The sequence below is a fragment of the Mucilaginibacter sp. P4_E8 genome (genome assembly GCF_056401495.1).
On record NZ_JBFUJG010000032.1, the window covers coordinates 1 to 12,451 of the forward strand.

10 protein-coding genes and 1 pseudogene are annotated in these 12,451 nt (G+C 41.9%); 2 read left to right on the forward strand and 9 right to left on the reverse strand.

Annotation, left to right across the window (positions count from 1 at the left end; genetic code table 11):
* A pseudogene (locus AC1DRQ_RS14085) lies at window positions 1-430 on the forward strand (glycoside hydrolase family 2); the annotation flags it as partial.
* A 2-nt stretch (window positions 431-432) separates the two neighbouring features.
* Entirely contained in the window at window positions 433-1,608 is a 1,176-nt protein-coding gene (locus AC1DRQ_RS14090; RefSeq protein WP_477425349.1) for an alginate lyase family protein, read from the forward strand.
* Between the two features lie 71 nt (window positions 1,609-1,679).
* Here AC1DRQ_RS14090 and AC1DRQ_RS14095 read toward each other — a convergent pair whose 3' ends face one another.
* The 9 genes from AC1DRQ_RS14095 to AC1DRQ_RS14135 form a co-directional block, all read right to left on the reverse strand.
* Window positions 1,680-3,104: an outer membrane beta-barrel protein gene (locus AC1DRQ_RS14095; protein WP_477425351.1), complete on the reverse strand. Its 1,425-nt coding sequence runs from the start codon at window positions 3,102-3,104 to the stop codon at window positions 1,680-1,682.
* A gap of 935 nt (window positions 3,105-4,039) precedes the next feature.
* The gene (locus AC1DRQ_RS14100; RefSeq protein WP_477425353.1) at window positions 4,040-4,738 is read right to left on the reverse strand and encodes an ankyrin repeat domain-containing protein; all 699 of its coding nucleotides are present in this window, start codon (window positions 4,736-4,738) and stop codon (window positions 4,040-4,042) included.
* A 152-nt stretch (window positions 4,739-4,890) separates the two neighbouring features.
* Window positions 4,891-5,718: an MBL fold metallo-hydrolase gene (locus tag AC1DRQ_RS14105; protein ID WP_477425355.1), complete on the reverse strand. Its 828-nt coding sequence runs from the start codon at window positions 5,716-5,718 to the stop codon at window positions 4,891-4,893.
* Window positions 5,719-5,846: 128 nt separating this feature from the next.
* A complete protein-coding gene (locus tag AC1DRQ_RS14110) occupies window positions 5,847-6,287 on the reverse strand; it encodes a VOC family protein (RefSeq protein ID WP_477425357.1) in 441 nt (146 codons plus the stop codon).
* 18 nt (window positions 6,288-6,305) lie between these two features.
* Window positions 6,306-7,487 carry an acetyltransferase domain-containing protein gene (locus tag AC1DRQ_RS14115; protein WP_477425359.1) on the reverse strand — a complete coding sequence of 394 codons (1,182 nt, stop codon included), beginning with the start codon at window positions 7,485-7,487 and terminating at the stop codon, window positions 6,306-6,308.
* Window positions 7,488-7,601: 114 nt separating this feature from the next.
* Window positions 7,602-7,967, reverse strand: coding sequence for a bleomycin resistance protein (locus AC1DRQ_RS14120; RefSeq protein WP_477425361.1), 366 nt, complete (start codon window positions 7,965-7,967; stop codon window positions 7,602-7,604).
* Between the two features lie 29 nt (window positions 7,968-7,996).
* A complete protein-coding gene (locus AC1DRQ_RS14125) occupies window positions 7,997-9,163 on the reverse strand; it encodes a DUF2264 domain-containing protein (RefSeq protein WP_477425363.1) in 1,167 nt (388 codons plus the stop codon).
* Window positions 9,164-9,276: 113 nt separating this feature from the next.
* The gene (locus AC1DRQ_RS14130; RefSeq protein ID WP_477425365.1) at window positions 9,277-10,656 is read right to left on the reverse strand and encodes a sulfatase-like hydrolase/transferase; all 1,380 of its coding nucleotides are present in this window, start codon (window positions 10,654-10,656) and stop codon (window positions 9,277-9,279) included.
* 132 nt (window positions 10,657-10,788) lie between these two features.
* Window positions 10,789-12,372: an arylsulfatase gene (locus AC1DRQ_RS14135; protein WP_477425367.1), complete on the reverse strand. Its 1,584-nt coding sequence runs from the start codon at window positions 12,370-12,372 to the stop codon at window positions 10,789-10,791.
* Between the last annotated feature and the right edge of the window lie 79 nt (window positions 12,373-12,451).

The following is a 12,451-nucleotide window of genomic DNA, read 5'->3' on the forward strand; positions in this document are numbered from 1 at the left end:
CAGCCAGGATTTCCCGGCAGCAGGATTACGCTGGATGGTTCCATTACAATCAGGCAACAATGATATTAAGGTAATTGCACACAAAGGCAAGCAGGTTGTTACCGACCAGATCAGTCAGCAATACCAAACTGAAAAATGGGATAAGCCAGCCAAATTACTGATCGAAAAAATCAAGGATGAAAACGGCGAAGCTACGATACAGGTAAAACTGGTGGACAACAAAGGGGTGCAATGCCTTGATGCTGTTAACTGGATAGCCTTCTCATTAACCGGTGATGGTACACTGATAGATGATCTGGGTACTTCACGAGGATCGCGCAAGGTACAAGCTTACAACGGCCGGGCTCAGATCAGTGTAAAAACAAATAATGGCAAAAGCGTGGTTGGCATACAATCGCCGGGATTATCAACAGTATTTATAAACTTATAGTGATGAAGTTTAAAACAAGATATATATTATTCTTTTTGCCCTTACTTATGCTGAGCTGGCAAACAGATACCCAACCATCGGTTAAGGAGCAGGTAACAGCCGCTTTAAAAGTTGATATTTTGAAAGAAGCCGCCTGGGCTTTGCAACAGCAGCCGGTAACAGTTACTACCGAAACTTGTGCCCGAAGTGCCGGTGGCAAACATGATTTTTACTCCGAAGGCGATTACTGGTGGCCCAATCCACAAAACCCTGACGGCCCTTATATTCAAAAAGACGGACTAACCAATCCGCAAAACTTTGTAGCCCACCGCCTGGCGATGATCCGTTTTAGCCGCATTATTGGCGCGCTGGCATCGGCCTATAAAATTACCGGGGATAAAAAATATGTTAAGCAGGCCCTCTGGCATCTGAAAGCCTGGTTCATTAACCAGGAAACTTTGATGAATCCCAATTTGCAATATGCGCAGGCTATTAAAGGCATAGCTACCGGGCGGGGCATTGGTATCATTGATACTATACAATTGATGGAAGTAGTGCAGGGCCTGGAAGCTATGCAAAGTTCMCCATTGATAGATAAACAAACTATGGATGGTATTAAGGGCTGGTTTAGCCAATATCTTACCTGGCTTACTACGCATCCTTATGGCAAAGATGAAATGAATGCCAAAAACAATCATGGTACCTGCTGGACAATGCAGGTAGCTTGTTTTGCAAAGTTTACCGGGAATAAGGAGATCATGGATTTTTGCCGCAATCGTTTCAAGGAGGTTCTATTACCAAGCCAGATAGCCGCCGATGGTAGCTTTCCACTGGAATTAAAGCGGACCAAACCTTATGGCTATTCCATATTTAACCTGGATGCCATGACCACCATTTGCCAGCTATTAAGCGATAAAACAGATAATTTATGGACTTATCAAACAAGCGACGGTCGTTCTATAAAAAAAGGTATCGAGTTTTTGTACCCTTATTTAAAAGATAAAAACACCTGGCCTTACCCACATGATGTAATGCACTGGGAAAGCTGGCCGGTTGCACCGCCCTCATTGGTTTTTGGGGCCGCTGCTTATGACAATGCCGATTGGCTAAACACCTGGAAAAAATTGGAACACTCTCCTGCCGACGAAGAGATCATTAGAAATTTACCGGTAAGGCACCCGTTGATCTGGTTGAATTAGAAGCCTATAAAAAAGGGCCCGTTCACTAATGAACAGGTCCTTTTAGGGTATTAAATCCTAAGATATGGCGATTAAAACCGTACCAGCAAAGCACCAATAAATCTGGTTTCGGATGGTACCAGATCAGGTGTAAAATCCGTTGGCACGGGTGTAGTATTATATCCGTCTGGGGAGGTTACGCCACCGTGGCCCGCAAAGTAAGGCACACTTGCATGGCGGTGAACAACCTCTAAACGGAAGGTTAAGTAATCATTCGGCATCAGGTCGATAGTTGTTGAATAATCATACCCATGAAACTGATCGCCGGGATTAGCTGTAAACGGATGTGAGCCAACCGCACCGGTATTAATAGCAGGTATTGGGTTTGCATCACCAGTTGGGTACAATACCAGGTAACGACCAGGATTATTGATCACTCCACCACCAATTGTCCAACCTAAGTGACCTTTAGCCATCACCATACGGTGATAGATCATTCCACTGGCAAAATACTGAGCCGGGCCTTTAATCGGGTCGGCATGGAAACCGTTTACACCATCACCCTTTTCAAAACCAATATCACCTGTGATTGAAAATGCGGCGCTGTTAATAAAACTGCCTTTATCCTGGCTTTTAAAATACCTTACCTCAATACTGTTATCAGAATGGAACCGTTTTCTTCCTGGTTTATCTTGTGTATCTGCACCATAATAAGTGTTAGTTAAAGCCTGGAACCATTCTACCGGACGCCATAAAATCTGACCACCTATGCCCGGCTGACTATTGAACATACCATAAGACTGCCAGCCATTGATCAACCAAGGTTCAATTTTCAATTTATCGCTTACAAAGATCTGCACACGGATACCATTAAAAAACCATGGTGTATTATCAGATGTAAAAGATGGCTGATAGGCCCAGTTTTCGGCATTGTAATAAGAAAACAAACCAACATATGACATGAATATACCCGCATCCACGTTAATACCGTGTAATACGTTAAAGTGATAACCTGCATTGGCTTCGCTTAAATAGCGGTATGCGGTTGCCAGATCAAACTGTCCGCGGGTAACGCTAAAATCGTTACGGGGCACAACAGTTGCCCGTGTACCAAACTGTGTAAGTACGCTGGCACGAACATTATCATAATGAAAGTCGCCGCCAAAGGCAATGGTTGAAATTTCAAATTCGTGGTCACGGGCCAAGGCTGTAGAACCTACCACCGTATGGTCTACAGGGTTATGGTTTGATGCGGTATAATTAAAATCGAGCAGGAAACGACCGGTAAAATATTTGGTATCAAGCAGGGCTTTATGCCTGCGGTCGTTACCATTCAGCCAGGTAAAATCGCCAAAGGCAAAGGGTTCGCTTTTGGCAACTACAGTGTCTTTTTTACTTTGGTTAGTTGTAGAGTCCTTGATCTGGGCATTACCTTTTGAAGTGGATGCCGTCAGATCCTGGGAATAGGCATAAGTTAAAGATGCGCCTAAAACAATAGATAAGAAAAGTTTTTTCATTTTTATAAAATATAAGTGTATTGCTCCTGGTGCATGGGCACCAGGCTTACGGTTGTTACCGGTAAGATCTTTTGTATTTAAATTTGAGTAGTTAGCTAATCCGTCAAACTATGTGTGTGTTTGTATATTTATTAGAGAGGCGCCAGCAGTATTGAACTGAACTTTTTCATTGTGATTACGATATTGTTTATTTAAAAATTAAGCGATTTGAAAATGCATGGAAACAGCGCGGGATAAAAAAGCCGGGCAACTACCCCCGGCTTCCAATCAGAACCTAAATTTACCTACTAAATTAAAAAGCAAGTTTCTTGAACTATTCACCAGATTATTGGGCCGGATATAATTACAGATATCGTGGCTCAATTGCATATAGTTTAGGCAATCTCTTATGTTACCGGCTAATGAATGCTCTTTCCAGGTAACCATTTTTATTTACTGCATAGGATGCAGTTGTGTTAGGCCTGTTTCTTTTAACTATAAGCTTTTTCTTCTTTTTGCGGGGCCCAATGAAAGGAAGGATCATGAAAGCTAAAAAACAAATTATTTCAATTATTACTAAATACATAACATTCAACTTTAATATATGCTTCAAATGTTTGGTGTTCACTGTTAAAGCGTTTCCATAACATTTTAGCTATACATGCCAAAGCGATGCCATTTGTATTGTTGATTAATATAAACCGTGTTTTTAGCGTTTAAATGCAGGTTTAGTTAATTAAGCATGATCAATATCAACTCATAATGATAGGCTTGTAATTTCAAAATGATAAAAGCGGATATTATAGCTGTTATTAGTGCTGCATATTAGCAAACTCCTTAATCAGGTAACTGGCTTCTGAATTTAGCCTGTGTTGGTACAGGTCTGTCGGCCGAATAGGTAGTACAATTTAGTGTTAATATGGAGTCGTTTACATTAAATTTAGTAACTAATTGACTTACCTCTCCTCAAAAAGACTTAAAATTTTCCTTTGCCTATTTAATTCGGCTAATTTTTTAGGCGATATCCCTTCGTTGTTCTCTTTATCAAAATCAGCCCCAAACTTTAATAGCAGTTTAATATCTTCAATCTTATATTTTCTTTTTATGGCATAATAAAGCGCTGTATTACCTTTAGCATCTGCAAAATTTACATCTGCACCATTTTTCAGTAACCAGGTGGCTATGTTAAACCGCTTCCAATTATAAGCAGCCAGAAAAGGCGTATCACTACCTGAACCATCATCAATTTTGGCACCATGTTTCTTAAACAGGCTTGCTGCTTTAACATCATCATACCAGGCAATAGCAAACATGCAATGATCTGGGTTAGCACTGTTTTTTAAAAGCCAGGTATAAAGCGTTTCATTTCTTCCGCGGGTATAGGCATACCAAAGTGGTGTAGCGGGGAAAAAACCACAATTCTCCGTGATCCGGTGAACAGAATTGATATCCATACCATTTTTTAAAAGCAATTTTAGAATCTCCATGCTGGTCTCCGCTTTTTGCTGATCCTCACCAATATTAAGGCCACACAAATAATGGAGCGCGTTTTTACCGCTGTTTTCTGCCCATGTGATCCATTTGGCATCTCTGTGAAGTAATTCCTCAATTAGAGAAAGATTCAGATTTTTAATAGCTGTGATGAATTTGTTCATAACTGATTATCTGAATAGTTAACAAAATAATATAACACCCTGAATTTAAGCATTGTGTCAAATTATTTTAAATATTATTCATAAAAAATGCCCTTAAATTATTCAAAGGCATTTTTTGTTTTATCCAGGTAGATGAGCGTTTTGTTCCTGTTTTAAACAGCCGACAAATTAAGTGTTGTACCTGATACATTATATCTTGCTACTGATGAATTAAAAACAGTTTTTGCAACGTTTTTTAAATTTTGCCATTCAAACCCACCATATATAGTATCAAAATCTATTTTTTCGACCCGTCGGAGCACTTCTGCCAATTCCTTTGCCGGCAGAGGGATAAAGTTGGGGTAACTATACATGAAAGCTAAATGTTTTTTACTTTTTGCAACGTAAATACTGTCTCCGGTAAGCAACGCCCCGGCCTTCGAAAAGGCGGGCACCCGCAATACACTACTGCCTGGAAAGTGCCCCCCCGTATTGATGATGGAAATCTCATCCCATAACAACTGTTGAGATCCATCCCAAAACCTGATCATCGGTCCTTTATTAAACATCCATTGCTCATCGGCACGGTGAATATAAACCGGGCAGTCGAAAGTTTCGGCCCACTGGTTTACATTGCTATAAAAATGCGGGTGAGAAAACGCGATAGCCTTTAAACCACCCTTTGATCTGATAAAATCAATTATTTCCGGGTTAAGCAGCGGAATGCAATCCCACAGAATATTACCTCCCGACGAAAGTACTAATAATGCTCTTTGGCCTAAGGCAAACAAAGGGGCTACCTGCAAAGCATACAATGAGGGAGTAAGTTCCGTGATGCTTACTTTATGATGAGTTATTATTTCTGTTGTATTGGTCCAGATCTGTCCTTCGTCAGTAAAGTATTGCCTGTCATCGCTGCAAATTGGGCAAAGGTCTGGTATTAATGTATCAGCTGGATATTGTGTTCCGCAGGTGCTGCAAGTGTTTTTTACTTGTTCCATGATATTATTTTTTCTTAGATGATTTTAATAATTATCAACTAATTTCAGTCATTATTGGTCTATTCATATAGTCCAGTTTTTCCAAAACAAATAGTCCAGCAATTGAATTGTTTTGCGACAGTTAAAGTTTACTTACCCCATTCAGAAAATCGGGTCTCTTCCGGCACATCGGTAAGACTTTCAAATTCAACGCTATACCCGTCAGTGTCTTTCAGGGAAACAACCCACATTCCGTTACCCACAAAAGGTTCTGAAACTTCCAATCCGTTCCCGGTAAACTCGTTGTACATGGCCAAAGCATCTTCGCATATAAAAACTATAGATACTCCTACCCCAACTTTGCTTCCAGGTACCCATTCATGAAATCCTTCTTTATAAGATTCCTGCAGCATTAGCGTACCGCCCCCACGTTGCAGGCTGCACCACTCTATCTTTCCTCTGGGCATCCATTGATTTGTGATCTCAAACCCCAAACCATCCACATAAAAGTGCAACGATGCTTCCATATTTGAAACTGCTAAAAATGGTACAGTTTGTTTGATGTTGGGGTTAACGGTTGTTTGAGTCATCGGCTAATTTGTTAATTCTTATAAATATTTCAGCCATTTCTTTTCCGGGTGATTAGCCTTATAACCGGCATAGCTGCGGCAAACCACATACAGGATTACCTCAACAATAATAAATACCAGGTAAAGCAGTGGCAACCCCCACTGGTGACCGTCGGGCATTTGTGTGTATGGGGCTGTTCCGTACCATTCCTGATGAAAGCTGCCCTCCCTCATATAATTAACAAAGAGTGCTGCAATATGAATAAGCGGGATATGCAAGAGATAATAAAACAGCGGTACACGACCAAATGTGGTTAGTACTCCGGCAAACCAGCCATGAGCCTTTTCTGCAAATGGCACAAGCGCAATCAGCGGACCAAGCGTCATTAAAAGATAAAGTTGTGATGCCGGGTATTTTTGCTGGGCAAGCAGGCGGAATATGAATGGTATATCACCTTTATATGGTGGGCTAAAGCGAATCGATAAACTACCTACAACTAAGAATAGTATGATAGCTGAAAGACCTATCCAAAGGCAAATATTACGGCGCGCGGCTGCCTCCCTGATCAATATCGGGCCAAAACTATAACCGGCCATCATTACCCCTATCCAGGGTACCAAAACGTATAAAATATTGATACCCGGAACGCTGTCCAACCCTGATGGGTAGATGAACTCCCATAACCAGCCAAAGTAGCTGTGCCAGCCTTGCGGCAAAAACCGTGGCAATAACCCAAAGATCTGTTGAAAAAAGATGACAGCAAGCCCAATGAGCCCAATGGTTTTAGCTCGAAGCCTTATAAGCGCAGCCATAACAACCATACACCAGCCCAGCATCCAGATTACGCCGGCCAGGGTAAATTGTGCATAGTTCAGGTTAAATGTCCAGCAAAAGCGGATGAGGGTTAATTCGAGAAATACCAGCAAAAGCCCCCGGCTAACCAAAAAGCGCGACACTGCATGCTTATCATTCAAATTTAGTCTGTATAAAAATGCTCCGGTACCAGCAAAAAACACAAAGGCCGGCACACAAAAATGAGTGACCCACCTGGTGAAGAAGATACCGGGATCCGGTCCACCCGCTGGTATCCCTGAGTATACACGTACATGATCAATGGCCATGAGCACCATAACGGCACCGCGTAACAGATCAACTGAATGAACCCTCGTTACTGAAGTTGTTTTTTCTGTTTGATCAGGAGCAGAAGCCGAAGATGTCATAAAGTATTTTCAATTGATTGGGTTTACCACTTATAAATTTATAAGAAATAAAATCAATAAAAGAATTATGATGTATGGCAGCAAAGTGTTTACTGGATCAATGAGAAAAATGTATCATCCAATTAACTGGCCAAATCTCAGCGTGTTACCATCGGGATCATCCACATAAAACTCCCTCATTCCCCATGTTTGGTCAACCGGCCCCTGGTGTACCGGTGATTCTTTTTTATTAGACGTGTTTAAGCCTCTTCTTATAAATTTTTGAAAGAGTGCATCAACATTGCTTACTATAATATTAACCCTGTTACCAAATACGCCATCACCACTATTAGTTGACAGATCCAGTCGTGCCCCGTCCCTGATCAGCAAAATATAAGAATTTTCGGACTCGGGATTTAAAACCTTAAAATCCAATACCTCTGTGTAAAAACGCACAGACTCATCCATATCCCTGCATTTCATGATCGGTATAATGTTCATTACAATTTTAAAAGATTAAACCTCAAATTTCAATCAATAGCGTGATCTGTACCAGGATCAAGCCCTTTCCATACCTTTTTGGCGGTCCAGTCCTCATCAGCATTTTGCCATAACTCGTCTGAAGAGGGCAACCCTAAAATAAGAAAAGCCTCAGAACAAAGATAAAGACTTCCCGTAGATATATACCCCTCGCCTATGTTAGGCTGATGGCCATAAAGTCCTATCTGTAACCAGCCTTTATCGTCAAAAGTTCCGGGGGCTTCCAATTGCCGTTTGATCATGGTGTACAATGCGGCCCTTACCTGCTGTGGTTTAATATTATCAGGCAATGCTTTGATCAACGCTATTTTTGATAGTAGCTGAAAAGCGCCAAACCTATAGGCCAGTGAGCGGCCGATGGGTGGATAAGTGCCTTCGGGCGATATAAGTCTTTCCTGTATGGCCGCATAGCGCCGGGCATGTTTTAACGCTGTTTCATAAGTTACCTTTTGATTTTTATCAGCGTCTTGCAAAGTCTGCAGCACCTCTAACAGCATTGGTTGAATAACAAAACTGTTATAATAATCCCAATGAAAATTTGGTCCGTCTCCATACAAGCCGTCCCCTTTGTACCATAGTTGGTGCTGTTTAATGGCATAATCCATGCGCATCCGGTCACCATAATTGTCAAACTTTAACAATGCGGCTTCAATAGTTGCACTAAACAGCAGCCAATTGGAATATCCGGGTGTAATAACCCGTGATGATTTCAGGGCAGCAATAATATTTGCTTTGGTGGTAGCATCCAGCGGATCCCATAATTGATGGGGTGCACGCAATAATGCCTGAGCTAAAAAAGCGGCATCTACTACGGGCTGGCCACCCATATTAAAATTCATAAAATCGGGCGAGTTTGGGTCCGTGGCATTGTGAAGGCAGGTACGGGCCAGTTCGATATACTTTTTTCGCAATATACCTTCAGGTGTTTGATCCGGCCCTATTTCCAGCCATGGCGCCATCCCGGCCAGCAAACGGCCAAATGCTTCCAGATAGGTATAATTTCTGCGGTCATTGGTGCTGGCTTCAACCGGCATTTGCAGCTTAAGCTGATTTTTACTCAATGCTGTTAATACAGGGTCGGCTATGTGGGTAAGCGATTTAACCAGGTATGTACGTTCTTTTTGCCCGGCATCATTATTCGGTGCGGACTGAGCCATGGCCATAGCTGACAAAGGCAGGGTTAAGATTAAACAGAGAAATTTGTTTCGCATGGGAGAAATGGTGTGGCATAAAAGTAGTTCTCCTTTTATACACTATCAACAGTTACAATTTAATTTTCTGTTTTGCCAGGAAATTTATCAAACAATGCTTTCAGTTCTTTGGCCTTATCCGGATAATCATCGATCACATTGGTACGTTCGCTGGGATCATATGACAGGTTAAATAATTCTGTTTTGGATTCCTGTGTTTGATTTGAGATCCCACCATTAGTATTGCCTGATTTTACCTCCCTGTATTTCCAATCACCTTTCCTTACGGCCTCACAAATACCATTGTTCACATAATATATTTCACGATGTATAGGATGAGCCACAGCTTTACCCAAAAGCACGTCAGAAATAGATTGCCCGTCGAGTGTACGCCCTTTTGGAAGTGGGGTATTTGTCCATTGGGCAAGCGTTGGCAGTACATCAAGATTGCTAACCATACTGGTAATTGAAGCTCCTACCGGCGTGTGGTTTTTCCAGTAAACAATAAATGGTTCGCGCACGCCGCCTTCATAACTTTGCCCTTTGCTGCCGCGGAACACTCCTGCTGTACCCGCATCCCAGCGTTTGGTAGCGCCATCGCCCGACATGCGCGACGGGAAATCGATCCATGGCCCATTATCGCTCGAGAACATGAATATCGTATTATCTGCCAGCCCTTGTTTTTCCAATTCCTGCCAGATTTGGGCCAAACTCGCATCCAGTTGTTCAACCACATCACCAAGATGGCCACCGTCTGAACGATTTTTATTTTTTTTAGATGATGCAAAAGCCACCGGCAAATGCGGCATGTTATGAGCCAGGTACAGGAAAAATGGTTTACCCTTTTTCTGACCTTTTATATATCTTATAGCTTCGTTGGTATAAAGATCTACGATTGATGAATCTGCCGRCTTAATAACTTCCGGGGTATGGTTCCTGAATATCTTTAAGGTTGTATCTGATTTTACGTAAGGCGTCTTATAATCATGGCTATACAAAAGGCCATAATAAGAGTCGAAGCCCTGTGCCATTGGATGATTAAAAGGTTTATGATCGCCCAAATGCCATTTGCCTATCATGGCTGTTTTATAACCCACGGTTTTAAGCATTTCGGCAATGGTTACTTCCTGATCGGGTAATCCCAACTCTGACCCTGGTGGAATAGGATAAGGCAAGTTCATCCTTGAAGCATAACGGCCTGTTAATAACGATGCCCTCGACGGCGTACAGGACGGACTGGATACCACATAATTGGTTTCACGAACGCCCTTTTGCGCCATCTTATCTAAAAAGGGTGTTTTTATAACCGGATTGCCATAACAGCTCAGATCCGAATAGCCCATATCGTCGGCCAAAACAAAAATGACATTGGGCCGCTGCTGTGCATGGGTGTTAATCGTTATCAGCAGTAATACTAATAATACCAGCTTACCCAGGTACTTATCCATAAAAAAATTCATCCTGATAGGTTTATATTTTATAAAGTAACCGATTGATGTTTTAGTATGCAACAAGAAATCAGTTAGAATTATGTTACAAATTACAACTTCATCTAAAAGCATTAAGCTCCAATACATTATCCTGCGATATTTTTATAGTGCTTTGATCTTATTCCAGTCAACCACGCCTACTTTTTGTGCCCATTGCAGGTATTCGCTCTCCAGGTCTTTTACTTTATCCGGATATTTGGCGGCCAGGTTATTAGTTTCAGATCTGTCGGCTTCCAGGTCATAAAGTTCCCAGAGTTTATCAATTTCGGCAACCAGCTTCCACTTCCCTTTTCGGATGGCCCTGCTCCCCTCATGTTCCCAGAAAATAGCATCGTGGCTCTTATAGGGTTTGTTTTTTAATATGTTTACCAGGCTTATCCCCTCCAATGGGGTTAGTTTTCTGTTCTTAAATTCAGCGGGATAGTTAATACCTGCAAGGCCAAGACAGGTTGGCATAATATCAATAAAATGAGCAGGCGCTGTATTGGTGCTACCGGGTTTAATTACACCCGGGAACCAGGCTATAAATGGTGTGGCAATACCACCCTCATGGGTATTCCTTTTAAATAGTTTAAACGGGGTATTGCTTATATTGGCCCAGGGAATTTCATAACTGTCAATAGAATTTACTGACCCCGGCGTTCCGTTTTTTTGGATCACTGTTGCCAGACTTTTTACTTCATCGGCGCTGCCACCATTGTCTGATACAAAAAGTATGATGGTATTTTTATCTTTTCCTAATTGCTTTAGCTTGTTCATGATCTCGCCCACACCTGCATCCATCCTATCAATCATGGCCGCATAAATGGCCATGCGGGTATCCCATTTATCTTTTTCCTGGGGTGATAACGAATCCCAGTCAGGCACTCTGCTATCCTTTTCAGATAGTTTCCATTCCTTTTTGATAATACCGCTTGCCAGCAGTTTTTCATAGCGCTGCTGGCGCAGCTTGTCCCAGCCTTTAAGGTATTTGCCTTTGTAACGGGCAATATCCTGGGGTAATGCCTGTATGGGCCAGTGCGGCGCGTTATAGGCCACATACAAGAAGAATGGATCTTTCTGAGCTTTGATCTCATCTAATGAGCTTATAGCAAAATCTGTAATGGCCTGGGTAAGATATTTCGAAGTATCGTTCCTGACAATTTCCTTATCATTTAGCATAAAGTTGATCTTGCTTCCATCATTATACAAAGGCTTCGAGTTAAAATAGCTGCTGCCGTTATTCAACATGGTAAAAGATTTGTCGAACCCTCGGTTATAAGCTAATGCAGATGACTGTAAACCCACATGCCATTTGCCAGATACAATGGTATTATAACCAGCTTCATCTTTTAGCAATTCGGCAATGGTGGCGCAATGGTCATTTAAATAACCCTGGTAAGCAGGCGAACCTTTATACTTTACCATATCACCTACACCAGCCTGGTGCGGATACAGGCCGGTTAGTAAAGATGTGCGGGAAGGACAGCACCGACCTGCGTTATAGAACTGGGTCATTTTTAAACCTTCTTTAGCCAGCCTGTCAATATTAGGAGTATGGATCTCTGAGCCGAAGCAACCCAGATCGGCAAAGCCCATATCATCAGCTAAAATGATCACGATGTTGGGCTTAGTATTTGGGGCTTGTGCAAAGGCATTATCGCACAAGAACAGGAATAAAATAAGGTAAGCTATTCGTTTTAACATTGGTGGCATGTTGGTGAATATTCCTATGAAAGGTCATCCCGAACTTGTTTCTGGATCTCACAGGGTGGCTGCAGGCATG